The sequence below is a fragment of the Streptococcus sp. M334 genome (assembly GCF_000187745.1).
Classification (GTDB): domain Bacteria; phylum Bacillota; class Bacilli; order Lactobacillales; family Streptococcaceae; genus Streptococcus.
In genome coordinates, this window is sequence record NZ_GL732486.1 from 793,411 (window position 1) to 819,586 (window position 26,176).

The 26,176-nt window shown below is 42.4% G+C and carries 27 protein-coding genes and 1 pseudogene; 7 read left to right on the forward strand and 21 right to left on the reverse strand.

Features of this window, described 5'->3' with window-relative positions:
- Positions 1-78: 78 nt before the first annotated feature.
- The 6 genes from HMPREF0851_RS08335 to lctO all read right to left on the reverse strand — a co-directional run bounded on the left by HMPREF0851_RS08335 (position 79) and on the right by lctO (position 7,006).
- Entirely contained in the window at positions 79-426 is a 348-nt protein-coding gene (locus HMPREF0851_RS08335; RefSeq protein ID WP_001052643.1) for a VOC family protein, read from the reverse strand.
- 254 nt (positions 427-680) lie between these two features.
- Entirely contained in the window at positions 681-2,456 is a 1,776-nt protein-coding gene (spxB, locus tag HMPREF0851_RS08340; protein WP_000191822.1) for a pyruvate oxidase, read from the reverse strand.
- A gap of 212 nt (positions 2,457-2,668) precedes the next feature.
- Positions 2,669-4,912 (reverse strand): heavy metal translocating P-type ATPase, encoded by a 2,244-nt coding sequence (locus HMPREF0851_RS08345; RefSeq protein ID WP_000136348.1) that lies wholly within the window; start codon positions 4,910-4,912, stop codon positions 2,669-2,671.
- A 9-nt stretch (positions 4,913-4,921) separates the two neighbouring features.
- Positions 4,922-5,293 (reverse strand): cupredoxin domain-containing protein, encoded by a 372-nt coding sequence (locus HMPREF0851_RS08350; RefSeq protein ID WP_000932056.1) that lies wholly within the window; start codon positions 5,291-5,293, stop codon positions 4,922-4,924.
- A 10-nt stretch (positions 5,294-5,303) separates the two neighbouring features.
- On the reverse strand, positions 5,304-5,699 hold the full coding sequence (locus HMPREF0851_RS08355; protein ID WP_001167204.1) for a CopY/TcrY family copper transport repressor: 396 nt from the start codon (positions 5,697-5,699) through the stop codon (positions 5,304-5,306).
- 170 nt (positions 5,700-5,869) lie between these two features.
- On the reverse strand, positions 5,870-7,006 hold the full coding sequence (gene lctO / locus HMPREF0851_RS08360; protein ID WP_000120718.1) for an L-lactate oxidase: 1,137 nt from the start codon (positions 7,004-7,006) through the stop codon (positions 5,870-5,872).
- 215 nt (positions 7,007-7,221) lie between these two features.
- On the opposite strand from lctO, the gene HMPREF0851_RS08365 reads away from it, so the two are divergent.
- Genes HMPREF0851_RS08365 through HMPREF0851_RS08380 form a run of 4 tightly spaced genes read left to right on the forward strand, consistent with a single transcriptional unit; the run spans position 7,222 to position 10,176 of the window.
- Positions 7,222-7,902, forward strand: coding sequence for an amino acid ABC transporter permease (locus HMPREF0851_RS08365; RefSeq protein WP_000384094.1), 681 nt, complete (start codon positions 7,222-7,224; stop codon positions 7,900-7,902).
- The gene (locus tag HMPREF0851_RS08370; RefSeq protein WP_001154134.1) at positions 7,862-8,539 is read left to right on the forward strand and encodes an amino acid ABC transporter permease; all 678 of its coding nucleotides are present in this window, start codon (positions 7,862-7,864) and stop codon (positions 8,537-8,539) included. The genes HMPREF0851_RS08365 and HMPREF0851_RS08370 overlap by 41 nt, the downstream gene beginning before the upstream one ends.
- Positions 8,540-9,298: an amino acid ABC transporter ATP-binding protein gene (locus HMPREF0851_RS08375; protein ID WP_000047550.1), complete on the forward strand. Its 759-nt coding sequence runs from the start codon at positions 8,540-8,542 to the stop codon at positions 9,296-9,298. It abuts the gene before it with no gap.
- Positions 9,299-9,309: 11 nt separating this feature from the next.
- Complete coding sequence (locus tag HMPREF0851_RS08380; protein WP_000771298.1) at positions 9,310-10,176, forward strand: cysteine ABC transporter substrate-binding protein; 867 nt, start codon at positions 9,310-9,312, stop codon at positions 10,174-10,176.
- Between the two features lie 132 nt (positions 10,177-10,308).
- Here HMPREF0851_RS08380 and pyrE read toward each other — a convergent pair whose 3' ends face one another.
- From pyrE to typA, 7 genes are all read right to left on the reverse strand, one after another.
- Positions 10,309-10,941, reverse strand: a complete 633-nt coding sequence (gene pyrE, locus HMPREF0851_RS08385; protein ID WP_000170899.1) for an orotate phosphoribosyltransferase — start codon at positions 10,939-10,941, stop codon at positions 10,309-10,311.
- 33 nt (positions 10,942-10,974) lie between these two features.
- Positions 10,975-11,676 (reverse strand): orotidine-5'-phosphate decarboxylase, encoded by a 702-nt coding sequence (gene pyrF, locus HMPREF0851_RS08390; RefSeq protein ID WP_001206733.1) that lies wholly within the window; start codon positions 11,674-11,676, stop codon positions 10,975-10,977.
- Positions 11,677-12,035: 359 nt separating this feature from the next.
- Positions 12,036-13,280, reverse strand: coding sequence for a cell division protein FtsQ/DivIB (locus HMPREF0851_RS08395; RefSeq protein ID WP_000031167.1), 1,245 nt, complete (start codon positions 13,278-13,280; stop codon positions 12,036-12,038).
- 9 nt (positions 13,281-13,289) lie between these two features.
- Entirely contained in the window at positions 13,290-14,348 is a 1,059-nt protein-coding gene (locus HMPREF0851_RS08400; protein ID WP_000724817.1) for a UDP-N-acetylglucosamine--N-acetylmuramyl-(pentapeptide) pyrophosphoryl-undecaprenol N-acetylglucosamine transferase, read from the reverse strand.
- A gap of 1 nt (position 14,349) precedes the next feature.
- Complete coding sequence (gene murD, locus HMPREF0851_RS08405) at positions 14,350-15,702, reverse strand: UDP-N-acetylmuramoyl-L-alanine--D-glutamate ligase (RefSeq protein WP_000863053.1); 1,353 nt, start codon at positions 15,700-15,702, stop codon at positions 14,350-14,352.
- 114 nt (positions 15,703-15,816) lie between these two features.
- Positions 15,817-16,071: a DUF3165 family protein gene (locus tag HMPREF0851_RS08410; RefSeq protein WP_000262673.1), complete on the reverse strand. Its 255-nt coding sequence runs from the start codon at positions 16,069-16,071 to the stop codon at positions 15,817-15,819.
- 19 nt (positions 16,072-16,090) lie between these two features.
- Positions 16,091-17,932 carry a translational GTPase TypA gene (typA, locus tag HMPREF0851_RS08415; RefSeq protein ID WP_000164122.1) on the reverse strand — a complete coding sequence of 614 codons (1,842 nt, stop codon included), beginning with the start codon at positions 17,930-17,932 and terminating at the stop codon, positions 16,091-16,093.
- A 161-nt stretch (positions 17,933-18,093) separates the two neighbouring features.
- On the opposite strand from typA, the gene HMPREF0851_RS08420 reads away from it, so the two are divergent.
- Positions 18,094-18,819, forward strand: a complete 726-nt coding sequence (locus tag HMPREF0851_RS08420; RefSeq protein WP_001235030.1) for a 16S rRNA pseudouridine(516) synthase — start codon at positions 18,094-18,096, stop codon at positions 18,817-18,819.
- A 33-nt stretch (positions 18,820-18,852) separates the two neighbouring features.
- Here the strand turns inward: HMPREF0851_RS08420 and HMPREF0851_RS08425 are convergent, their stop codons facing one another.
- Together HMPREF0851_RS08425 and HMPREF0851_RS08430 are read right to left on the reverse strand one after the other, a co-directional pair.
- Positions 18,853-19,236, reverse strand: coding sequence for a rhodanese-like domain-containing protein (locus HMPREF0851_RS08425; protein ID WP_000259257.1), 384 nt, complete (start codon positions 19,234-19,236; stop codon positions 18,853-18,855).
- Positions 19,236-19,466 (reverse strand): YqgQ family protein, encoded by a 231-nt coding sequence (locus tag HMPREF0851_RS08430; protein ID WP_009014249.1) that lies wholly within the window; start codon positions 19,464-19,466, stop codon positions 19,236-19,238. The genes HMPREF0851_RS08425 and HMPREF0851_RS08430 overlap by 1 nt, the downstream gene beginning before the upstream one ends.
- A 102-nt stretch (positions 19,467-19,568) precedes the next feature.
- Between HMPREF0851_RS08430 and HMPREF0851_RS08435 the strand changes: the two genes are divergently transcribed.
- A complete protein-coding gene (locus tag HMPREF0851_RS08435; RefSeq protein ID WP_025169857.1) occupies positions 19,569-20,477 on the forward strand; it encodes a LysR family transcriptional regulator in 909 nt (302 codons plus the stop codon).
- A gap of 53 nt (positions 20,478-20,530) precedes the next feature.
- Here the strand turns inward: HMPREF0851_RS08435 and HMPREF0851_RS08440 are convergent, their stop codons facing one another.
- The 5 genes and pseudogenes from HMPREF0851_RS08440 to miaA all read right to left on the reverse strand — a co-directional run bounded on the left by HMPREF0851_RS08440 (position 20,531) and on the right by miaA (position 24,981).
- Entirely contained in the window at positions 20,531-21,286 is a 756-nt protein-coding gene (locus HMPREF0851_RS08440) for an SDR family NAD(P)-dependent oxidoreductase (protein ID WP_001142134.1), read from the reverse strand.
- Between the two features lie 20 nt (positions 21,287-21,306).
- A pseudogene (gene rnz, locus HMPREF0851_RS08445) lies at positions 21,307-22,235 on the reverse strand (ribonuclease Z).
- A 14-nt stretch (positions 22,236-22,249) separates the two neighbouring features.
- Positions 22,250-22,873 carry a hypothetical protein gene (locus HMPREF0851_RS08450; protein ID WP_000129721.1) on the reverse strand — a complete coding sequence of 208 codons (624 nt, stop codon included), beginning with the start codon at positions 22,871-22,873 and terminating at the stop codon, positions 22,250-22,252.
- On the reverse strand, positions 22,866-24,104 hold the full coding sequence (gene hflX, locus HMPREF0851_RS08455; RefSeq protein WP_000573166.1) for a GTPase HflX: 1,239 nt from the start codon (positions 24,102-24,104) through the stop codon (positions 22,866-22,868). Before hflX ends, HMPREF0851_RS08450 begins: the two co-directional genes overlap by 8 nt.
- Positions 24,097-24,981: a tRNA (adenosine(37)-N6)-dimethylallyltransferase MiaA gene (gene miaA, locus HMPREF0851_RS08460; RefSeq protein ID WP_000850161.1), complete on the reverse strand. Its 885-nt coding sequence runs from the start codon at positions 24,979-24,981 to the stop codon at positions 24,097-24,099. Before miaA ends, hflX begins: the two co-directional genes overlap by 8 nt.
- Positions 24,982-25,101: 120 nt before the next feature.
- On the opposite strand from miaA, the gene HMPREF0851_RS08465 reads away from it, so the two are divergent.
- A complete protein-coding gene (locus tag HMPREF0851_RS08465; RefSeq protein ID WP_001051780.1) occupies positions 25,102-25,272 on the forward strand; it encodes a DUF3042 family protein in 171 nt (56 codons plus the stop codon).
- A gap of 50 nt (positions 25,273-25,322) precedes the next feature.
- Here HMPREF0851_RS08465 and HMPREF0851_RS08470 read toward each other — a convergent pair whose 3' ends face one another.
- Positions 25,323-26,162, reverse strand: a complete 840-nt coding sequence (locus HMPREF0851_RS08470) for a thymidylate synthase (protein ID WP_000158613.1) — start codon at positions 26,160-26,162, stop codon at positions 25,323-25,325.
- Positions 26,163-26,176: the final 14 nt, after the last annotated feature.

Consider the following 26,176-nt stretch of genomic DNA (forward strand, 5'->3'; position numbering starts at 1 on the left):
GCTCCGATCTTTCAATAGTTCATATTCTCACATTCTGTTTTAAGAATAGTTAAGGTTATCTTCAAATGACTACGCGACCTATTTCATACGATAAAAATCAAGCACTAGACCAGCAGGACCTTTAACTAATAAGGACTCTGTTCCCCAATTCGTTTCACAAATACCGTGTAAAATCTCGACACCGATCTCTTTTAAACGTTGGTAATTCTGATTTAGATCCTCAACCTCGATATGAAGAATGATTCCTGACTGAAAATCTTCCAAAGGAATCAAATGATTTTGGGATAACATCAGACAGTGACTGCCAATCGTAAACTGAGCAAAACTGTCATCAACATAATCGGACTTTTTATCTAAAATACGCTCCAAGTCAGCACAGACTTGAGGAACATCTGAAACGATAATATCTAATTGATTTAAATTCATTTACTATCCTCCATAAAAAGACCGGATTGCTCCGATCTTTTCAAGTTTCTCTCTATGAAAATCAAAGAATAAACAAGGTGAAACCAAGTTTGATGGCAAATCTTTGCTCATCAAACTACGAAAAATCCTTTGGGACTTTTTCTAGGCTCCACACTAGATTCCATCATTGAAATTTATGGTTTCAATGATGGAATCGTCGGCAGTAATCTAATAAAGAAGTCTATAAATTTATCTTTGATTTTCGACGAGAAGAATTATTTAATTGCGCGTGATTGCAACCCTTCTTCTTCCAAGAAGAGGCGGAATGGTACGAGTTCTTCTGCTTCGTATTTTTCCTTGAAGGCTTTGATTGCTTCTTCTGAGTGAAGTTTTGGATCCAATTCAAGTACTTCTACTGGAAGTGGACGGTGTGGAGTGATGCGAGCATCGATAACAACAGTTTTACCTTCTTTGTTCAATTTAACAGCTTCTGCAACCACTGCATCGATATCTTCGATACGGTTTACTGTAAATCCAACAGCTCCTTGAGCTTCAGCAATTTTAGCGTAGTCAGCGTTTGTGAAGTCACAACCAAACAAGTGTTTGTTTGTGTCTTCGTATTTGTCCTTGATGAAGGCATATTTATCATTTGAGAAGACAACGTTGATAACTGGAAGGTCGTATTGAACGTTTGTGATAACGTCTGGGTAGCACATGTTAAATGCTCCATCACCCATGATGTTCCATATTTGGCGATCTGGATTGTCTTTCTTAGCAGCGATACCACCAGGAAGGGCAATACCCATTGTCGCAAAGAGTGGAGATGTACGCCACATGTTCTTAGGTGTCATGTGAAGGTGACGAGTAGATGTTTGAGTAGTGTCACCTACGTCGATTGAATAGATAGCGTCTTGATCAGCATGTTTGTTGATTGCATTGTAAACTTGGTACAATTGCAATTCACCCTCAGTTTTACCTTCGAGTTTGTTCATGTAATCACGCCAGTTTTGGTTGTTCTTAACGTTTGCACGCCACCATGGAGTTGATTCAACTGGGTTTACTTTGTCAAGGATAGCTTTAGCTGCTTGACCTGCGTCACCAAGGATTGAAGCGTCAAGGGCATGACGTTTGCCAAGTTTGTAAGGATCGATATCCACTTGGATGAATTTTTCAGTGTTCTTGAATGCTTCGTAAACTTCAGCAAATGGGAAGTTTGAACCAAGGAAAAGAACTGTGTCTGCTTCAAAGACCACTTCGTTGGCTGGTTTCCAACCAACACGGTAAGCAGAACCTGTCAAACCTTCATAGTTCCATTCAAAGGCTTCAAAGTTTTTACCAGTTGTGATGATTGGTGCTTTGATTTTACGTGACAATTCAGTAATCACTTCACCAGCTTTCACACCACCGTAACCAGCGTAAATAACTGGACGTTCAGCATTGTTCAAGATTTCAACAGCTTTGTTGATTTCAACTTCGTTCAAAGCAGGAGCGATGAATGAACGTTCGTATGAACCTGAACCGTAGTATGAGTTTTCGTCGATTTCTTGGAAACCGAAGTTTACTGGGATTTCAACAACAGCTGGACCTTTTTTAGAAACTGCAGCACGGCAAGCTTCGTCAATAACTTTTGGCAATTGCTCAGCGTAAGCTACACGTTTGTTATATACAGCGATACCGTTGTACATTGGGTTTTGATTCAATTCTTGGAAAGCATCCATGTTCAATTCGTTAACTGGACGTGATCCAAGGATTGCTAGGAATGGAGTGTTATCCATAGCTGCATCGTAAACACCGTTAATCAAGTGAGTCGCACCTGGACCACCTGAACCAACTGCAACCCCGATTGAGCCGCCGAATTTAGCTTGCATAACCGCTGCAAGAGCACCTGTTTCTTCGTGGCGAACTTGCAAGAAACGGATATCTTTGTCTTCAGCCAAAGCGTCCATCAATGAGCTGAGTGTTCCTGATGGGATACCGTAGATTGTATCTACGCCCCATGTTTTCAATACATTAAGCATTGCTGCAGATGCAGTAATTTTCCCTTGAGTCATAATGATAACTCTCCTTCAAATATTTTTAAATCTACTAAAAAAGGTTTCATATAATTTTTGAAAACGTTTCAGTAAATTTTTACACTACTAATTTATCACATTTATTTTTAGTTTACTAAGAATCTGCTCAGAAGTTTTTATTCTCTATTACAGTACAGTTTGAAAACGTTTTTTAATTTCTGTTTTATAATAAAAAGCGAGCAAGCCCGCTTTTAATCTATTTTACTAAAGTTTAGTAAGAGTGAACTAGTCAGAACAGATACAGAACTAAAGGCCATAGCTAGACCTGCCAGTTCTGGATTGAGGGCCAGTCCAACACCTGAAAAGACTCCTGCTGCAATCGGAATTCCGGCGACATTGTAGATAAAGGCCCAGAAAAGATTGAGCAGAATTCGATTAAAGGTTTTCTTACTCATGTCAAAGGCACGAACCACTCCTAGGAGGTTATTAGTTGTCAACACCAAATCTGCTGACTCGATGGCAATATCTGTTCCAGCTCCCATAGCAATCCCCACATCTGCTACACTGAGGGCAGGAGCGTCATTGATACCATCACCAACAAAGGCTACTTTTCCAGTCGCTTGTAGTTTATGGATTTCATGGGCTTTTTCTTCTGGTAAGACACCTGCAATGACCTCTTCGATTCCGATCTGATCGGCAATAGCACGCGCCACACCTGCATTGTCTCCTGTCAGCATGACTGTTTTAAGACCTCGTTTTTTCAACTGACTGATGGCAAGCTTAGCATTTTCCTTAGGAATATCTTGCAGAGCAAGCAAGCCTTTGATTTCATTGTCAACAGCCAAGAAAACAACTGTCTTAGCTTCTTTTTCCAGTTCTTCTAGTTTTTCCTGATAAATGCTAGAAATATCCATGCCATCCAGCATTTTAGCATTTCCAAGCAAAACTTGTTTTCCATTGATTTGTCCTGAGACACCTTTTCCGTGCAAGGCTTGAAAATTTTCAACAGTGTGAAATTCAAGTCCAGCTTCACTCGCTCGTTTCACAACGGCTTCAGCCAGTGGGTGTTGAGAAGCTTCTTCCAAGGAAGCTGCCAATCCAAGCACTTCTACTTCGTCGCCGATGATATCTGTGACCACAGGTTTCCCTTCCGTCAAAGTTCCTGTCTTATCAAAGACGATAGTTTGAACTTTCTGGATTTCCTGTAGAACCGTTCCATTTTTGAGGAGAACTCCCATCTTGGCACTACGACCTGTCCCCACCATAAGGGCTGTCGGTGTTGCAAGTCCCAATGCACAAGGGCAGGCAATAATCAGAACTGCTACTCCATAGAGAAGCGAAGACACAAAGCTCGCTCCAAGCACAACTACACTATCCCTGAGTAAGACGAACCAAACCCAAAAGGTCACAATCCCTAAAATGACAACTGCTGGGACAAAAATCCCTGAAATTTTATCCGTCAAGTCCTGAATCGGCGCACGACTTGTCTGAGCTTTCTTCACAAAATCCACAATCTGAGCCAAAACAGTCTCTGAACCAACTTTTTCTGCCCTAAAAACAAGTGTTCCACTATTATTGATGGTTGAGCCAATCACGGTATCTCCAACTGTCTTGTCCACAGGCAGACTCTCACCTGTCACCATAGACTCATCAATACTAGAGATACCTTCTACTACGACACCATCAACCGCAATCTTTTCACCGGGACGCACTCGAATCAGGTCGCCTACCTTGACTTGTTCCAAGGGAACTTGAACATAGCGTTCATCACGCAAGACTTCTGCTGTTTTAGCCTGTAAATCCAGTAATTTCTCCACAGCTTGGGAAGTATTTTTTCGCATTTTCTCCTCAAAAACGGCTCCCAGAAGAACGAAGAAGAAGATAAATCCCGCACTTTCGAAGTAAACAGGGAGCCCAGCAAAGAGGGCAACTAGGCTATAGAAATAAGCCACTAGGGTTCCCAACGCAACCAAGGTATCCATGTTGGCATTGTGCTTTTTAAAACTAGCCCAAGCACTTTGGATATAAGGACCACCTGCTACTAGCATAATCGGTGTTGTGGCTAAAAAGGTGCCCCAACGCATGACTTGGTGACTGATTCCTCCTGTCGACATCCCAATCATGAGGATTACAAGAGGCACAGTAAAGATACTAGTAATCCAAAAACGCTGTAAAAGTGATAGAGATTTTCGAGTCTTCTCAACGACTGTATAACTTCCCTTTTGCATCTTCATACCACAAGAAAATTCATGTTGGCCAAATTCTTGAGGTGTAAAACGAATGACTTTCTCTTCGTCTACGCCAATTGGTTCTAAGATGCCTTCTTCTTCAAAAAGAATTTCCTTATAACAGTTTGAAGGTGTCACACGGTGAAAGGTGATCTCAGCAGGAACTCCTTTTTGCAGTTGAATGTGGGCTGGATGGTAACCTTTGTCTGCCGTGATACGAATTTTTTGAACACCATTTTCAAGACTTGCTTTTACAATTTCAGTCATATCATTCTCCTATTCTACAATCATCTTACCGTGCATCATATTCATGCCACAAGAGAAACCATACTCTCCAGCCTGCTCAGGCGTGATTTCCACTATATACTCTTCCCCCATAGGCAGGTCCGCATGTACACCAAAATCTGGAAAAACAATTTGGTCCAAACATGGTGAAGGATCCTTGCGGTCAAAGACAATGCGGGCTGGCACTGATTTCTTGAGGATAATCAACTCAGGCGTATAGCCTCCCATGACTTCCACTCGAATCTCTTGGTAGCCCTTTTTTTGCTGGGCCTTTTGTCCAGATTTTTCAGGCTTTTTGAAAAACCAAAACAAGATAAACGCGATAAGGGCAATACAAATAATGGTTACAATAATATTCAACATGACGTCTCCTTTACATACAATTACATTTTACTTCTGTTACAGCGCTTGATTTCTTCTCAGAAATCACAGCTTCCAAGTCTTCCAAGTCAGCCTGAGTAAAATCACATTCAGCAATCAAATCAGCCAACAAGTTCTTAATCCTACGAGAACAAACCTTGTCCTTGATATCTTGGACAAGTAAATCCCGACTTTGGTCCAAAGTTAAAAGGGCTGAATAGACAAAGGACTTGCCTTCTTTTTTCCGAGTCAGACACTCTTTCTCAACCAGACGAGCCAAAAGAGTTTGAATGGTCGACTTGGACCAATCGAACCGCTCCGCCAGAACCCTGATCAAATCCGTACTGGTCTGCTCTCCTTGCATCCAAATAATCTTCATGACCTGCCATTCTGCATCTGAAATCTGCATAATCACACCTCCTAAATCTACATTTGTCGATTACAGTTATTAGTATACTTCAAAAATCTACATTTGTCAACTATAAAATTCAAATTTTTCTCTTTTTTTAAAATCTTTATGACAAAAGTGATTAAAATATATGCAAAAACCTCCACAATCAGTAGAGGCAAGCTGTTTTATCAATACAATTTTAAGTCGCGTGGGTCAACTGGGAAAGTTGGGTTGTAGGGGTTGTGACGGAGTTTGAAGTGTTTGACATCTTCAATGGTCTGAGTTCCAGACAATTGCATGACTGTCTTCAATTCCGCATTCAAGTGTTCAAAGACTTGACGCACACCAACACTACCGCCGAGAGCCAAGCCATAGATAACCGGGCGGCCAATAGCTACCAAGTCTGCTCCTGAAGCCAAGGCTTTAAAGACGTGTTGACCACGACGAATACCTGAGTCAAAGACGATTGGCACACGTTTATCAACTGCTTCAGCTACTTCTTGAAGTGAGTCGAAGGCAGCTGGTCCACCGTCGATTTGACGACCACCGTGGTTGGTTACCCAGATACCAGAAGCTCCTGCAGCAAGCGAACGTTCAACATCCTCACGGCATTGTGGTCCCTTGACATAAACAGGAAGTCCAGAGTATTCAGCGATAAATTCTACATCACGTGGAGACAAGCGTTGTTTAGCTGATTTATAAACAAAGTCCATTGATTTACCAGCACCTTCTGGTAGGTATTCTTCAACAATCGGCATGCCAACTGGGAAGACAAAACCATTGCGCTTGTCCACCTCACGATTACCCCCTACAGTCGCATCTGCTGTCAAGACAATCGCTTTATAACCTTCAGCCTTGACACGGTCCATGATATGGCGGTTGATACCGTCATCCTTACTAAAGTAAAATTGGAACCAATGAGGTGTCCCTTGAAGGGCCTCCGTAATTTCTGGAAGATCGACAGTAGAGTAAGAGCTAGTTGTATAGAGGGAACCAAACTCATGCACACCACGCGCAGTCGCCACTTCACCCTGTTCATTTGCCAATTTATGAGCCGCAACAGGCGCCATAATGATTGGTGAAGATAGTTTTTCACCTGTAAATTCAATCTCTGTACTTGGATTTTCTACATCGCAAAGAGTATGCGGAACGATGAGTTTGTGGTTAAAGGCGCGGATATTCTCACGTAAAGTGAAAGTATCTTCTGCTCCACTAGCGATATAGCCAAATGCTGCTTTAGGGATAACTTGTTGCGCCATTGGCTCCAAATCATAGGTATTGATGAAATCTACATGACCTTCTGCATTGCTTGTTTTGTATGACATAAAATGCCCTCCTTAATAAGTAAGCGTTTACTTTGTATATTACAAAAATATCTTAACTCTTTTTTCAACACTTTTCAAATATTTTGTTTGAAAATTTCAGAAATTTTATTTCTATGATAAAAAATCCTTATAACAGCAATAAAAAATACATATTATCCAAAGGAGATTTTAAGTGCTACAATAACTGTATTATTTCTAGATAGGAGGTTCTATTTTTGGATTGGTCCATTGTTGAACAATATCTACCACTATATCAAAAGGCATTCTTTCTGACCTTGCATATTGCCGTTTGGGGAATTTTGGGATCCTTTCTGCTCGGTTTAATCGTTAGTATCATCCGACATTACCGCATCCCTGTTCTGGCGCAAGTAGCGACAGCCTACATTGAATTGTCACGTAATACGCCCCTTTTGATTCAACTCTTCTTTCTCTATTTCGGTCTTCCCCGAATCGGGATTGTCCTATCTTCAGAAGTCTGTGCCACACTGGGACTTGTCTTTTTAGGAGGCTCCTATATGGCAGAATCTTTCCGAAGTGGGCTGGAAGCCGTCAGTCAAACCCAGCAGGAAATTGGATTAGCTATCGGTCTGACACCTCTACAGGTCTTTCGCTATGTGGTTCTTCCGCAAGCAACAGCGGTGGCACTCCCCTCCTTTAGTGCCAATGTCATTTTCCTCATCAAGGAAACCTCTGTTTTCTCAGCAGTGGCTTTGGCCGACCTCATGTACGTCGCCAAGGACTTGATTGGTCTCTACTATGAGACAGACATTGCGCTAGCTATGTTGGTAATTGCTTACCTGATTATGTTGCTGCCCATCTCACTGGTCTTTAGCTGGATAGAAAGGAGGCTCCGCCATGCAGGATTCGGGAATCCAAGTACTCTTTCAGGGAAATAATCTCCTGCGAATCTTACAGGGATTAGGCGTTACGATAGGGATTTCTATCCTGTCTGTCCTTTTATCTATGATTTTCGGAACAGTCATGGGAATCATCATGACCTCCCATTCTAGAATCGTACGATTTTTAACACGATTGTATCTGGAATTTATCCGTATTATGCCCCAGCTGGTGCTACTCTTCATCGTTTACTTTGGCTTAGCTCGAAACTTTAATATTAATATCTCAGGTGAGACTTCAGCTATTATCGTTTTTACCCTCTGGGGAACAGCTGAAATGGGAGACTTGGTACGTGGAGCTATCACTTCTCTCCCTAAACATCAGTTTGAAAGTGGACAGGCACTAGGCTTAACCAACATTCAACTTTACTACCACATCATCATCCCACAGGTCTTGAGAAGATTGCTTCCACAAGCCATCAATCTTGTCACTCGGATGATCAAAACCACTTCCTTGGTTGTTTTGATTGGGGTTGTTGAGGTTACCAAGGTTGGACAACAAATCATCGATAGCAATCGCTTGACTATCCCAACCGCTTCCTTCTGGATTTATGGAACTATTCTGGTCTTGTATTTCGCAGTCTGCTTTCCTATTTCCAAACTATCCACTCACTTAGAAAAACATTGGAGAAACTAAATGTCTAAAACTATCTTAGAAATCAAGGAACTAAAAAAATCCTTTGGAGACAATCCCATCCTCCAAGGTCTATCCCTGCAAATCAATAAAGGGGAAGTTGTGGTTATTCTTGGGCCATCCGGTTGTGGGAAAAGTACCCTCCTTCGTTGCCTCAATGGCTTAGAAAGTATTCAAGGTGGAGATATTCTTCTGGATGGTCAGTCTATCGTTGAAAATAAAAAAGACTTTCACCTAGTTCGCCAAAAGATTGGCATGGTCTTTCAAAGTTATGAACTCTTTCCCCATCTGGATGTCCTACAAAACCTCATCCTAGGCCCTATCAAGGCTCAAGGGAGAGACAAGAAAGAAGTCACTGAAGAAGCTTTGAAACTACTAGAACGTGTTGGATTGTTGGATAAACAACATAGCTTTGCGCGTCAATTATCTGGTGGACAGAAGCAACGGGTTGCAATTGTCCGTGCCCTCCTCATGCATCCAGAAATCATCCTTTTTGACGAAGTGACGGCTTCGCTGGATCCAGAAATGGTGCGTGAGGTACTGGAACTTATCAATGATTTGGCCCAAGAAGGCCGTACCATGATTTTAGTAACCCATGAAATGCAGTTTGCCCAAGCTATTGCCGATCGGATTATCTTTCTCGACCAAGGGAAAATCGCTGAAGAAGGAACTGCTCAAGCCTTCTTTACCAATCCTCAAACTAAACGAGCCCAGGAATTTTTAAACGTCTTTGACTTTAGCCAATTTGGCTCATATCTATAAAGGAGATTCTTATGAAACTACTCAAACCACTCTTAACTGTTTTGGCACTTGCCTTTGCCCTTATCTTTGTCACAGCTTGTAGCTCAGGTGGAAATGCTAGTTCCTCATCTGGAAAAACGACGGCCAAGGCCCGCACAATCGATGAAATCAAAAAAAGCGGTGAGCTACGAATCGCTGTATTTGGAGACAAGAAACCCTTTGGTTACGTTGATAATGACGGTTCTTACCAAGGCTACGATATTGAGCTTGGGAACCAATTAGCCCAAGACCTTGGCGTGAAGGTTAAATACGTTTCAGTCGATGCTGCCAACCGTGCTGAATACTTGATTTCAAACAAGGTGGATATTACCCTTGCCAACTTTACAGTGACTGACGAACGCAAGAAACAAGTTGATTTTGCCCTTCCATATATGAAAGTCTCTCTTGGTGTCGTATCACCTAAGACTGGTCTCATTACAGACGTCAAACAATTAGAAGGTAAAACCTTGATTGTTACAAAAGGAACGACCGCTGAAACTTATTTTGAGAAAAAACACCCAGAAATCAAACTCCAAAAATATGACCAATACAGTGACTCTTACCAAGCCCTTCTTGACGGACGTGGAGATGCCTTCTCTACTGACAATACTGAAGTCCTAGCTTGGGCGCTTGAAAACAAAGGATTTGAAGTAGGAATTACTTCCCTCGGTAACCCAGATACCATTGCGGCGGCAGTCCAAAAAGGCAACCAAGAATTGCTAGACTTCATCAATAAAGATATTGAAAAATTAGGCAAAGAAAACTTCTTCCACAAGGCCTATGAAAAAACACTTCACCCAACCTACGGTGACGCTGCTAAAGCAGATGACCTGGTTGTTGAAGGTGGAAAAGTCGACTAATACTCTTCGAAAATACTCTTCAAACCACATCAGCTTCACCTTGGATTATATTTGATTTTCATTTAGTATAAGATCCAATAACATCACAAAAAGAAATCAGGTAATCCTAGTGACTACCTGATTTTCTATGTTTTAGGCATTTTGCCAATTTTCTTGGTCTTCTTTAAATCGTTTTAGAAGGTCGAGGCCTTCTGGTGTGATATAGCCTTCTTCTTGGGCTAGATGGATGAGCTCACTGTAGTTAGAAAGCGTCACAAGTTTGACACCTGAATCTGAGAAGTTCTTATCTGCTTTTGGCAATTGGTAGCTGAAAATCGCTACAACTCCAAGCACGTCAGCTCCTTCTCGTTTAGCGGCTGCTACTGCTTCAAGAACAGAACCACCCGTTGAAATAAGGTCTTCAACCACTACCATTTTTTGACCTTGAGCTACACGGCCTTCAATTTGATTACCAGCACCGTGGTCTTTTGGTTTGCTACGAATATAGGCAAATGGCAGATTCATCTTATCAGCAATAATAGCTCCGTGTGGAATCCCTGCTGTTGCAGTCCCTGCAATCACTTCTACCTCAGGAAAGGCTTCTTTGATAGCATCTACAAAGCCATTTTCAATGAGGGTACGAGTTTCTGGATAGGCAAGCGTCACACGGTTATCCGTGTAAATCGGTGACTTGATACCAGATGCCCAAGTGAAAGGCTCCTCTGGTTTGAGGTAAACTGCTTGAATTTTCAAGAGGTGGCTAGCGATATCTTTAGCAAGTGTCATGGTATTCTCCTTTTATTTTTCTAATCTAGTTCTTTAATTCCACTCCTGTGTCCATTCATCCTTGATGGCATGATAAGCTGCAACAGGATCCTCAGCTTGGGTAATGGGACGTCCCACTACGATATAGTCACTACCGATTTGATAGGCATCAGCAGGGGTCATCACGCGTTTTTGATCTCCAACAGCAGCTCCCTGTGGACGAATGCCCGGTGTCAGACAGATAAAATCTGAATTAGTAGCCTTTTTGATAACTTGCACTTCTTGAGCCGAGCAAACGACACCATCTAACCCAGCTTCAGCTGTCTTCTTAGCATAATGAATCACAGACTCTTGCAGGCTGGTTTGGATATTTTGGAACTCCTGCATCTGGGCTTCTGACGTTGATGTAAGCTGCGTTACAGCAATCAATTTGGCTTGACTTCCAAGACCTTCACGCGCAGCCTTCATCATCTCTACGCCACCAGCCGCATGAACATTGGTCATATCCACACCAAGCTGAGACAGGACCTTCATGGCTGATTTGACTGTATTGGGAATGTCATGAAGTTTGAGATCCAAAAAGACACTGTGACCCAGACCTTTCAAGTAAGATATAATCTCAGGACCCGTTGCGTAATAAAGCTCCATCCCTACCTTGAGATAAAGGCTTTCTTCTGCTGGGAAAAGAGCTAAAAATTCCTTGACCGCCTCAAAACTAGGAAAATCAAGAGCAATAACTGGACGATGTTCTCGCATAGGTTTCTCCTTTTACCTTTGCTAGTGAGAGAGTCTGGTCACAAGAAGCCACGAAAAAAGGAACCTGCCAACAGCAAGGTTCCACGAAAAATGGGTAGTCTCCACCCTTTCACCGTCTAACCTTAGCTGCCTCTCTGGACTGCTTTAAAGGTTTTTTACTATTCTATTATTTCTACTAGCACTTGTCAAGTAAAAACATGGTCACGTATGTGTCGTGATTTTTGAGAAATTCCAAAATCACATATAAATAAATGTAGATACACGAAAGGGCTGAACATATAATTATATGCTTTCTGTATCTCTCAAAACTCTAGACACTTACCATGGGCACTGAAGAACTATAAGAGAAAAGTTAAACCCTAGCGACGTGATGAACGCTGATTTGTTTGATTTCGATTGCTCTCTTCCTCCAGCTTTTTCTTCTCTTCTTCCAATTTATTCTGCTGTTCTTCCAGTCTTTTCTTCTCTTCCTCTTTCTGCTTCTTCTCAGCTTCCTTAGCCTCTTGTTTGGCTTTTTCCTCAGCCTCCATAATTAATTTATCCGCCACAGTGTAGCTGTAAATTCCAGCTTCCATGTCAATCACACTCGGTTCTGACAATTGTGGCTTAATCTTACTGTAATATGGCAGTTTCTTACTCATTTCAGATAGAGGAACCAAGACCTCGTCCGAATCATTCATGGTCAATCGAATTAAATCTGAAGTCACCTTGCTTGGAGCTAGTTCCACCTTTTGGATAGCCGCCTTGAGTTCTGGGCTAATTTGAGAAAGTTCTGACGTAAAGGTTTTGATTTGTTCCCTGTCATTAAAGAGAACAGATAAATACGTTTCTGGTAGACTAACCAAGCTCACAGAACTGGTCTCAAGCTGACCACTGGAAAGAATAGGATAATGATTTTCACCAGAAATATAGTAGGCCACAATATCATATTCCTTAACCTTGATAGTAAACTTGATTGGAAATTGATAGACAAGTTGAGCTGATTCAACCCAATAATTAGACTTAATCTGCTCTTCATATTTTGCCTTGTCTAGCAGAAGGTTAATCGTATAATCCGAATCCTGAATGCCTGAAGCCTGTCGAATATCATCATCCGTAGTTTGCACCGTTCCCTCAACACGAATATCCTTCATGGTCGCATAAGGACTGAGCAGGTAGGCAGAGACAATCAATAAAAGCAGACTTGGAAATAAAATCGTTAGAGCTCGCAAGATATGGATGGCAGGAATTTTCGGTTTAGCCGATTTCTTCTTTACAGGCTTTTTCTCTCTTTTTTTATCCTGTCCTTCGTTCTCTGTAGACTTTGATTTCTCTTTGGATACCTCTTTTTTGACCTCTTCTGAATCTTCGACTTTTTCTTCAGACTCTTCCTTAGCTGATTCTGGGTCCTTTGGATCAGATTCACTCTCTTGGCCCTCAGTTTCATCTGATTCTTCAGATTTTGAAGCCATTCGAGCTTGTCTTTCCTTTTCCTTCTCTTCAGCTAGGGCCGCCTCTTCTTCAGCCTTCTTTTTTAGATATTCTTGGTTTCGTTTCTGCCATTCTGATAACTCTTTAAATTCTTCGAGGATTTCTTTGCCCTCATTTTTCTTATCTTTTGACATTTACTTTCCTTATGATAAATCTTTTTTCAATAATTGATAAAAATCTGCTAGAGATTTCAATTCCTTAGAAGCCCTCATCTTAGCTTTGTATTCTTCCTTGTGGCTTAGTAAATGAGAAATCTTCTCTTCCAAACTGTACAAGGTCAAATCACTTTCTTGAAGCTCTTCTGCATAGCCTTTTTTTACAAAGTAGGCTGCGTTCTCAATCTGGTCTCCACGACTAGCTTCACGACCAAGCGGCACAATAACATGCAATTTTGCCATGGCCAAGAGCTCAAAAATCGTATTGGCACCACCTCGTGTCACAACAATATCAGCCAATTCCATCAAGGGTTGATAGAGATTGGTCACATAGTCAACACGAAAAAGATTTTGGCTCAACTCGTTCAGGCTAGAATCTCCAGTTAAATTGATAATATTGTAGCGCTCTGTCAGTTCTTTCTTATGGTCTGTCACCAATTGGTTAAAGACACGAGCGCCTGCAGAACCACCAACAAACAGCACTGTTGGCAATTGGGGATTAAAGTGGGTTTGAATATCCACCAATTCATCTGGTTCTGGAGTGTTTTTGTCTGAAACCTTGGTCACTGCTCCCACATGCTCGACCTTAGACAAACTTGAAGCTTGCTCAAATGTTGAATACATCTTGGTCGCAAATTTATAGGCTATTTTATTAGCCAAACCCATAGATAGGTCCGATTCGTGAATAAAGACAGGCACTCCTGACACACGCGCAGCGATAACTGGCGGTACCGAGACAAAGCCTCCCTTTGAAAAAAGGGCCTGTGGACGAAGTCGCAACAATATAAAGAGCGATTGGACAATTCCCCAGCCAACTTTGAAGACATCCAGCATATTTTGCCAAGAGAAATAGCGACGCAATTTTCCAGTCGCAATGGAATGGAAGGTGACATCTAGACCTGACTTGAGGATTTCTTGGTGTTCGATGCCACGTTTATCTCCGATATAGTGAACTTCCCATCCATCTTCGATAAACTTAGGCATTAACAAAAGGTTGAGGGTCACGTGTCCAACCGTCCCCCCACCTGTAAAGACAATTTTTTTCATATTATTCCTTTAACTCCGCTACTGTGTCGATAAAGAGGTCGCCACGTACTTCAAAGTTAGCATACATATCCCAGCTGGCATTGGCTGGACTGAGAAGGACTACATCTCCTTGAGTCGCAAGTTCATAGGCTTTGCGGGTCGCATCTGCAATATCTGTCGCCTCCACATATGCCACACTAGCCTTATCTGCTGCCCGTTTGACACGTTCGGCAGACTGACCCAGGATGACCATCTTCTTGAGTCCAGTAATATCTGGCACCAATTCGTCAAACTCATTACCACGGTCCAAACCACCTGCAATCAAAATGACCTTGTTGTTGTCAAATCCTGACAAGGCTTTTTGAGTAGCCAAGATATTGGTTGACTTGCTATCATTATAGAATTTGACACCCTTGATTTCATCCACAAATTGGAGACGGTGTTTGACACCACCAAAGGCTGAAAGAGTTTCCTTGATGGTTTGGTTGTCTACACCACGAAGCTTGGCAACAGCAATGGTCGCAAGGGCATTTTCCACATTGTGGCTACCTGGAACACCGATTTCATTCGCTGCCATGACCACTTCCCCTCGGAAGTAGAGTTGACCATCTTCCAGATAAGCTCCATCAACCTTTTCAAGTGTTGAAAATGGTACAACGGTAGCTTGTGTTTTGCTAGCCAATTCTTTTGCCAAGTCTTGGTTAAAGTTCAAGACAAGGAAATCAGCTGCTGTCATCTTGTTCTGGATATTCCACTTGGCTGCTACATATTCCTCAAAAGAACCATGATAATCGATATGAGTTGGCATGAGGTTGGTAATAACCGCAATCTCAGGATGGAATTCTTGAACACCCATGAGTTGGAAAGAAGAAAGCTCCATGACAAGCGTGTCCTTGTCTGTCGCTGTTTGAGCAACCTGACTGGCAGGATAGCCTATATTTCCTGATAAGAGACCATGTTGACCAGCAGCAGTCAAAACTTCTCCAATCATAGTCGTTGTGGTTGTTTTTCCATTTGAACCTGTGATACCGATAATTGGCGCTTCTGAAATCAAGTAAGCCAATTCCACCTCAGTTAAAACTGGAATTCCCTTTGCCAAAGCCTTTTCAATCATAGGATTGCTGTAAGGGATACCTGGATTTTTCACCATGAGGGCAAACTCTTCATCCAATAGTTCCAAAGGATGGCCACCTGTAATGACCTTGATCCCTTCTTCCAGCAAACTTTGGGCAGCTGGATTGTCTTCGAAAGGCTTCCCATCATTTACTGTCACAATGGCACCTAGCTTGTCCAACAAACGAGCTGCAGATTCACCAGATTTGGCCAAACCTAAAACAAGGACTTTCTTATTTTTAAATTGATCTATTACTTTCATGTCTCAAACTCCATTTCTACTCTTACTATTTTACCATTTTTATGGAAATAATTCTAAATGAAAATGCTCATATTCAGCATTCTAACAAGCAAAAAGAGAGCCGAAACTCTCTTTTTATCTTCTTTTACTTTTACTGACCGACATGAGGGTAATATCTCGCAAGCTAAAGTATGCTAGGAAGAGCATGGCGATTGCGATAAAAAATTCTGTCGGTAGCTGAAAGATTTGCAGAACTGACAACATGAGCAAAATCAAAAGTGCTACAAAAGCAAAGACGACAAGGACGATATTGACTGTCCCTTTAATGCTTTCTGGTGTCGCAAATACATAGAGTAGTAATAAGAGGAGTCCTATGATTAAATAAACCATCTTTATCTCTTTCTAGCTCTTATTCAGCTGATTTTTTCTTCTTGTTGGCTTTTTCACGCTCTGCCTTGTTAAGGATTTGTTTACGCAAACGAATAGACTCAGGTGTTACTTCCATATACTCATCATCGTTCAAGAACTCAAGAGACTCTTCAAGTGTCAAGATACGAGGTGTCTTAATAACAGCTGTTTGGTCCTTAGTAGCTGAACGAACGTTAGTCATTTGTTTTGCCTTAGTGATGTTAACGGTCAAGTCATTTTCACGAGAGTTTTCACCGATAATCATTCCTTCATAAACTTCAGTACCTGGGTTGACAAAGATCGTACCACGTTCTTCGATAGACATGATTGAGTAAGTTGTAGCCTTACCAGCATCGATAGAAACAAGGGCACCACGGTGACGACCACCAATTTCCCCTGGAATCAATGGCAGGTATTGGTCAAAGGTATGGTTCATGATACCGTATCCACGAGTCATTGACAAGAACTCAGTTGAGTATCCAATCAAACCACGCGCTGGAACAAGGAAGACCAAACGAGTTTGACCATTACCAGTTGAAATCATATCCAACATTTCACCCTTACGTTCAGAAAGGCTTTGGATAACAGATCCTTGGTATTCTTCTGGAGTGTCGATTTGAACACGTTCAAATGGTTCACATTTAACACCGTCGATTTCTTTTACGATAACTTCTGGACGAGATACTTGAAGTTCATATCCCTCACGGCGCATTGTTTCGATAAGGATTGACAAGTGCAATTCTCCACGTCCTGAAACAGTCCATTTATCTGGTGAATCAGTTGGGTCAACACGAAGGGAAACGTCTGTTTGCAATTCTGCCTGCAAACGTTCTTCCACCTTACGAGAAGTCACCCATTTACCTTCTTTACCAGCAAATGGTGAGTTGTTGACCAAGAATGTCATTTGAAGAGTTGGCTCATCGATGTGTAGGATTGGAAGAGCTTCAACTGCATCTGTAGGAGTGATGGTTTCACCAACGAAGATATCTTCCATACCTGAAACGGCAATCAAGTCACCCGCTTTAGCTTCTTGGATTTCACGACGTTCCAAACCAAAGAAACCGAAAAGTTTTGTAACACGGAAGTTTTTAGTTGTGCCGTCAAGTTTAGAAAGGGTAACTTGGTCCCCAACCTTAACTGTACCACGGAAGACACGACCGATACCGATACGACCAACGAAGTCATTGTAGTCCAAAAGTGACACTTGGAACTGCAAAGGCTCATCTGAGTTATCTACTGGAGCTGGGATATGGTCGATAATTGTGTCAAAGATTGGTGCCATAGTAGTTTCTTGATCAGCTGGATCATCTGACAATGAAGAAGTTCCGTTGATCGCTGATGCATACACCACTGGGAAGTCAAGCTGATCGTCATCTGCACCAAGCTCGATGAAAAGTTCCAAGACTTCGTCCACTACTTCTGCTGGACGAGCTGATGGTTTATCGATTTTGTTAACAACCACGATTGGGACAAGGTCTTGTTCCAAGGCTTTTTTCAAAACGAAACGAGTTTGTGGCATAGTTCCTTCGTAGGCATCTACGACCAAGACAACACCGTCAACCATTTTCATGATACGCTCAACTTCTCCACCGAAGTCCGCGTGTCCTGGTGTGTCCATGATGTTGATACGAGTTCCGTTGTAGGCAACGGCTGTATTTTTAGCAAGGATGGTAATTCCACGCTCTTTTTCGATATCGTTTGAGTCCATAGCACGCTCAGCCAATTCAGTACGTGCATCAAGCGTTTCTGATTGTTTCAATAATTCGTCAACGAGGGTTGTTTTACCGTGGTCAACGTGGGCGATAATCGCAATGTTACGGATATCTTCTCTTAATTTTGTCATGATTTCCTCTATAATATTCAAAATTTATTTTCTAACTGAACGATTATACCATAATTTCAGGTAAATAACATAATTCAAGCAAGTGTAAATGTTTTCACTCTGCTTTTCTTTTCACGTCAAGCCTTTTCAAAGCAAGCGACTTATGATAAGATAGGCACAGTATGCGTTTAGATAATTTATTAGCCCAAGAAAAAGTTAGCCGAAAGGCCATGAAACAAGCCTTACTCAAAGGGGAAATTCTAGTCGATGGTCGCCCAGCTCGCTCCCTAGCCCAGAATATCGATACAGGACTACAGGAACTCCTTTTTCAGGACCAAATCATTCGAGGCTATGAGCACACCTATCTTATGCTTCATAAACCTGCTGGTGTCGTTACAGCCAATAAAGACAGGGAACTTCCAACTGTCATGGACCTGCTGTCACCTGACATCCAGTCTGACAAGCTCTATGCCGTCGGTCGACTGGACCGAGATACGACGGGACTCCTCCTCGTGACCGATAACGGCCCTTTGGGCTTTCAGCTCCTCCATCCCCAATATCATGTCGATAAGACTTATCGAGTTGAGGTCAATGGACTTCTAACACCTGACCATATCCAAGCCTTTCAAAAGGGAATTGTCTTTTTAGATGGTACTGTCTGTAAACCTGCAAGACTAGAGATTCTATCTGCAAGTCCTTCCCTCAGTCAAGCCTCTATTACCATTTCAGAAGGAAAATTTCACCAGGTTAAGAAAATGTTCCTCTCGGTTGGTGTCAAGGTGACTTCACTCAAACGCACCCATTTTGGACCTTGGAGCTTGGATGAGAATCTTCAAGCAGGAGACTATCGTCCCCTAAACTCAGAAGAATTGGCAAGCATTCGTGAATTTCTCAGAAAAAGTGGTTAAAAAATGAGCTCGGAAACATCCAAGCTCGTTTTCTTATTTCTCAACTTTGACTTTCCCTTTCCAAGAATCCAAGCCATAAGAAAGGATATAAATCTCAGAAAAACCTTGTTTTTTCAAGTAAAGGGCTGCGTTTGTGACACGTTGCGCACGTTGGTTTTCGTAAAGAAGGACAGGTTTATCCTTACGAAGGGCTGCAAGACTAGTCTTCAACTGACTTGAAGGAATATTGCGGGCTCCAAGGATATGTTTTCTGTGAAATTCAGCTGGGTCGCGCAAATCAATCAATTGACCCGTACGAATCAAGGCTTCAAATTCCTCATTGTCCACGATTTTAGCCGCACGGCGAATACGAAGATAGTTAAAGCCCATCCATGCCAACATTGCTAGTATAAGTGCCCACAAAATCCAAGTAACCATTAGTTATTTTCTCCATTTTTCTCAATATAATCCAATTCTACCTTGTGCTCTCTGCGAAGAACCGCTTCTGCTTCTAGATAATCCAGTTTGTCCATCAACCCTGCATCGTAAATCCGTGAGAGTTCCAACTTCATCAGTTCAATATCATATAAGCGTTTTCCCATATAAACAATAATACCAAATTGCTTGAGGAACTGTTGCACATCATAGAATGTTTTCATAAGACTCATTCTAACAAAATTTTGTGTTTTTTTCAAGAAGAGACTTACACAATGCTACTGATTTTCCTATCTTCTTTGGCGATTCTGACGCAAGTGTGGTACAATAAAAACATGAGAATTCAACAATTACACTATATTATCAAAATCGTCGAAACTGGCTCCATGAATGAGGCAGCCAAGCAACTCTTTATCACTCAGCCAAGTCTTTCCAATGCAGTGAGAGATTTGGAAAATGAAATGGGCATTGAAATCTTTATCCGCAATCCCAAGGGTATCACCTTGACCCGTGATGGGATGGAGTTCCTCTCTTATGCCCGTCAGGTTGTCGAGCAAACTCAGCTTCTGGAAGAACGCTATAAAAATCCTGTCGCCCACCGCGAACTCTTTAGCGTTTCCTCCCAGCACTATGCCTTTGTGGTCAATGCCTTTGTTTCTCTACTCAAGAAAAGTGATATGGAGAAATACGAGCTCTTCCTTCGTGAAACTCGGACTTGGGAGATTATTGACGACGTCAAGAACTTCCGTAGTGAGGTCGGTGTCCTATTTTTGAACAGCTACAATCGTGATGTTTTAACCAAGATGCTGGATGACAACCACCTGCTAGCTCACCATCTCTTTACTGCCCAGCCCCATATCTTTGTCAGCAAGACCAATCCTCTGGCAAAGAAAGACAAGGTCAAACTGTCTGATTTGGAAAACTTCCCTTATCTCAGCTATGATCAAGGAACTCACAACTCCTTCTACTTTTCTGAAGAGATTCTCTCGCAGGAATACCACAAAAAATCTATCGTTGTCAGTGACCGTGCCACCCTCTTTAATCTCTTGATTGGTTTAGATGGTTATACCATTGCGACAGGGATTTTGAACAGCAACCTCAACGGAGACAATATTGTTTCTATCCCACTGGATATTGACGACTCCATTGAGCTAGTCTATATCCAGCATGAAAAAACCAGCCTGTCTAAGATGGGCGAACGCTTTATCGACTATCTACTAGAAGAAGTCCAGTTTGATAGTTGAGAAATGATAAGAACCAATATGTAGGCTAGCAACAACCTGCATATTGGTTCTTTTTACTTATAATTAAAAGTCTCCCCTGCCAACTTATCAGCTAGCTTGGGAAAGAGGGTATAAAACTTATGAGCTAGGTTCAACAACATCGGAAGATTGAGTTCTCGTTTGTTTTTTCCCATAATCTTGACAATCTTTTTAGCTACTGCATCTGGTTCTAGCAGGAAGCGGTCAACCGATTTGAGATAGGTTCCATCTGGGTCTGCTTGGTCAAAAAATCCTGTGCGGATTGGTCCTGGATTGACAGTCGTTACATAAACGCCATAAGTCATGAGTTCGAGACGCAGAGCATTTGAAAAACCAATGGCTGCAAACTTGGTAGCTGAGTAAAGACTAGACTTGCCAGTAGCAATCAGACCTGCCATACTGACAATATTGATGATATGGCCTTTTCGGCTTTCCTTCATACGAGCCGCAAGGCGTCGAGATAGATTCATCAGGGCGAAGGTATTGACCTCAAACATCTGGTGAATATCTTGGTCAGAAATCTGGTCAAATTCCTCAAAAATCCCGTAACCAGCGTTGTTAATTAAAACATCAATCTTGCCATAGCGGATATAGAGATCTGCTAGCAGAGTTTCTAAGGCTGAGTCATCGGTAATGTCTATTTCAATTAATTCTGCATGGGGATGATTTCCGTAGAGTTGAGCTAATTTTTCCTTATCTCTACCAAGCAAGATGAGCTGGTCTTCAGGTAAAAGTTTAACCATTTCTTGGGCTAGACCACCGCTAGCTCCTGTAATGAGAATAGTAGGCATACTGTTCCTTTCTCAAGCTTTTAGATTTCCACTTCTTCCAAGTCTTTGACCACATGGACGTTTTCAAAAATTGTGGCCGCGTCTTTCTTGAGCTTGCTGATATCTTTTGAGAGGAAACGGGCACTGATATGGTTGAGTAAGAGGCGTTTGGCTCCTGCTTCTACCGCTACTTGTGCGGCTTGCATGTTAGTAGAGTGACCATGGTTACGAGCAATTATTTCATCGCCCTTGCCATAAGTCGACTCATGGACCAGGACATCAGCATTGACAGCCAGACGCACACTGGCATCCGTTTTTCGAGTGTCTCCTAAAATAGTGATAATCTTACCTGGACGTGGGGCTGAGATATAGTCTGCTGCCTTGATTTCAGTCCCATCTTCTAAAACAACGTCCTGACCGTTTTAATTTTTCCAAAAAGTGGGCCAAATGGGACACCTGCCGCCTTGAGTTTTTCAGCATCTAGCGTTCCTTCTAGATCCTTTTGGATAACACGATATCCAACGCAGAAAATAGTGTGATCCAACTCCTCTGCATACACAACGAATTTATCGGTCTCAAGGATTTTTCCTAGAGAATCTTGGTCAAACTCATAAAAATGAATGCGGTAAGGCAGGCGAGAACCTGACACACGAAGACTGGTTAAGACAAATGACTTGATTCCTTGCGGTCCATAGATCTCCAGATCTGTCTGCTCTTCATTGGCCTGAAAGGCACGGCTAGAAAGGAAACCAGGCAAGCCAAAAATGTGGTCTCCATGCAGATGGGTGATAAAGATTTTGCTGACCTTACGTGGTCGAATTGTGGTTTCCAGAATGCGATTTTGCGTTCCTTCTCCACAGTCAAAGAGCCAAACTTCGTTAATCTCGTCCAAAAGTTTCAGGGCGAGACTTGAAACATTGCGGGCTTTAGAGGGCTGACCAGCCCCCGTTCCTAAAAATTGAATATTCATTCGATACTTTCTAATTAATCAATATATAACATGGCTGTGCGGTTTTCCGATCGGAAATAGCGCTTGCCAGAAAAAGCAGTAGCTTCTTGTAATAAATCCTCTTGGCTGTAGCCTTTGAGACGCTTGCGACCATCAGCCAAGCTTTCTAAATCAGTCAAAGCTGTGAGACTTTCCACGCTAACAATTTCCTCGTCCCCGACAGACTTCATGTAAATCTTACCAGACTCCTCAAAGACTAGCTGATGGGGGAAAATTTGCGCAATTTCAAAGAGCAAGTCATCCGAGATTACTTCCTTATTTTCAGAAAAAATCCGAACAAGACCCTCACTCTCATAGCAGAAACCAAAGGATTTGCCAGACAGATTAAGCCGAACAAAGGGCTTGTTTTCTATGGTAAAACTAGGTTCAATATTGTAGAGATTCAGTTCCTGACTGACTTCCGCAAAGTAAGCTGTCGCTGCCTCAGGACTCTTTTTCTGGTAGAGTTCTGCAAAATAAGCATTGACAACGCTTGGCGGAGGTGTGATAAGTGCCAACTGCTCCTGCTCAGACCTACCAGCTAGAAGTTGATCTAAGTAAACCTTATCTAGACTTGTATAACCTCCATACTTTAGAGCCAACGTTTTAATATCAGTCATAAAATTCTTCTAACCTCCATTTGTTTTTCTCAGAAATGTAGCCTCTAATCACTTCCCCGTCCTCCTGATAATCGCGTTCTTCCAGAATCGCAACACTTTCTAAATCGTGAATCTTGTAGGACTTTGAAAAAGACACGCGCAGGGTAAAAGATTCAAAAATATTCTTGATTTTCTCTAAAAATAGTGCCTGCAAATTCTCACGACTATCCTCAGACTTGGCAGAAATGAGGGCATAAGGCGTTTGGGTCGGCGTGAAATCCTCCACCAAATCCGCTTTATTATAAAGGGTCAAGCGAGGAATATCTTCCATGTCCAGGTCTTTCATGATGGAAAGGACTGTTTTTTCATGCTCCTCGTGGTAAGGATTGCTGGCGTCGATAACATGAACCAGAAGATCCACATGCTTGCTTTCCTCCAAGGTTGACTTGAAACTGGACACCAACTCTGTCGGCAAATCTTGGATAAAGCCCACGGTATCTGTCAAAGTTACTTGGAGATTGCCCCCCAGATGAATACTCTTAGTCGTCGCGTCCAGAGTTGCAAAGAGCTCGTCCGCTTCATACTGAGTCTTACTGGTTAAAGTGTTCATGATAGTTGACTTCCCAGCATTGGTATAACCAATCAAACCAATCTTAAAGATGCTTGACTCCAAACGTTTTTCTCGAACTGTCGCCCGATTTTTCTCAACCACCTTGAGCTGGCGTTCAATGTCTGTGATTTGGTTGCGAACACTACGACGGTTCAGCTCCAGCTGGCTTTCCCCAGGTCCACGGGAACCAATTCCCCCTGCCTGACGACTGAGCATAATCCCCTGACCAACCAAGCGGGGCAAGAGGTACTTGAGCTGGGCTAAATGGACTTGGAGCTTCCCTTCATGGCTCCGAGCTCGCATGGCAAAGATATCCAAAATCAACTGCATACGGTCAATGACCTTAACACCGAGAACTTCTTCTAAATTGACATTTTGCCTTGGCGTCAGACGGTTGTTGACGATGACAGTGGTGATTTCTTCTGCATCCACCATAAGCGCAATCTCTTCCAACTTACCAGAGCCGACGAAAGTCTTGGAGTCATACTTTTCACGTTTTTGTCTGTAGCTATCGACGACGACTGCCCCAGCTGTCTTAGCCAGACTGGCCAATTCTTCCATAGAGAGGTCAAAATTGTCCATGCCCTGTAATTCCACACCGATGAGAAGGACACGTTCCTCTTTTTTTTCCGTTTCAATCATCTAAAAACTCCTCTATCTGGCTTAAAATATGGTCTTGCACACCAGATTCTCCGATTTGATAAAAGGTGACCTGCATGCGATTACGGAACCAGGTCAACTGACGCTTGGCAAAACGACGAGTAGCCTGTTTGAGACTCTCACTAGCTTCTTCCAAGGTCTGCTCTCCACGGAAATAAGGAAAGAGTTCCTTGTAGCCAATGCCTTTAGCAGCCTGCACATCAGGGTAATGGTCAAAAAGCCACTTGGCCTCATCCAAAAGCCCAGCTTCAAACATCAAATCCACTCGGTGGTTGATACGCTCATAAAGTTTACTGCGTTCATCATCCAAGCAGATAATCAATGGTTCATACAAGGTCTCTTGATTTTCCAAATCCTGACCAAAATGGGCAATTTCCAAGGCACGCATAGCACGACGACGATTAAACTGGGGAATCTCAAGGCCTGCTTGCGCCACCAGATGGGCTAATTCCTCATCTGTATACGGCTCCAAACTAGCCCGATAGGCCAAAATCTCCTCATGAGGTGTCTCCCCACCAAGGTGGTAACCTTCTAGCAAGCTCTGGATATACAGTCCAGTCCCACCAGTGATAATAGCTAGCTTGCCACGACTGTCAATATCCTCAATAGCCATCTTAGCTTCTGAAACAAAATCAAAAGCCGAGTAAGACTCGGTTACCTCTCTAACATCGATTAAATGATGGGGAACAGCTGCCCGCTCTTCTGGGCTAGCCTTAGCCGTCCCAATATCTAGACCTCGGTAAACTTGCTGACTATCACCGCTAACAACTTCGCCACCAAAGTGCTTAGCCACTTCAATGGCAAGAGCCGTCTTTCCAACAGCAGTCGGTCCAACAATCACAATTATTTTTGTTTTCATCTTTTTTCCTTGAAAAATTCCCATTTTTTCGTTACTATTATTATAACACAAAAAGGTCAGTCAGAAAAATATGACCTCTTGAGGAGGCTGGCTGATATAGAATATAAAGGAGGAAGACTCATGGCTAAAGGATTCGCTAAAGGTCTTGTAACAGGTGTCGCAGGAACTGTCGCTGCAGTTGCAGGTGCAGTATACGCATTTAAAAAGAAAGTAATCGAACCAGAAGAGCAAAAAGCAGCTTTCATCGAAGAAAACCGTAAAAAAGCAGCTCGCCGCCGCGTATCACGTTAAGAAACAAAAGAAGTTGGGATTCATTGTCTCAACTTCTTTTTTCTATTCTTTTAAATAGCTAGGTCAAACTTCAACTGGGGCTTAACAGGGTCATAATCCACCAACTCAAAATCTTCTGCTTTAATATCAAAGAAATTAGTCCCATCAGGAACATTTAAAACCAAGCGTGGTTGGCAGTTTGACGGCTCACGACGGAGCAATTCCTGAGCTTGTTCAAATTGATTATCATAGATATGGAGGTTGTTGATGAAGTAAAAGAACTTCCCAACCTTCCAGCCGAAATGTTTGGCAATCATCATCTGTAAGGCTACATACTGCATAGCATTGATGTGGTGGGCCACCAGCATATCATTAGAACGCTGGGTCAAGGTCGCATCCAGATAGATTTCTCCATCTACACGGCGGACATCAAACATGGTCTGAAAGGCACATGGGAGCAACCCGTCTGTTTCTTCGAAAGCTTGGTAATCCCAGAGCGAAATGATATTGCGGCGGTTCCAGGGGTTGGCTTCCAACTGTTTAAGAAGTTTATTGATGATGTCGTGTTTCCTAACAACGGCACCGTAGCGCTCACCGATGGTTCCCGTATCTCCCACTTCCCAGTCATTCCAGTAGTGAACATTGTATTTGTCATTAAGCATCTCTAAGCTATTTGACTGATCTTGGTAAATCCAAAGTACTTCCTTGATAGCGGATTTGATGGCGATAGGACGCAAGGTTGTGATGGGAAATTCACCCTTAGCCAAGTCATATTCCGCAAAGGCACCTGTTACGTACTTGGAGTTAGCAACAGTTCCATCCTTGTACTTGGGACGTGCCTGCTCAGAAAAGACACCGTCTTTGAGGATTCGTTCAATATTTTCTTTAAAAATCGTATCTGCTTTTGTCATTTACTCTCACCTCA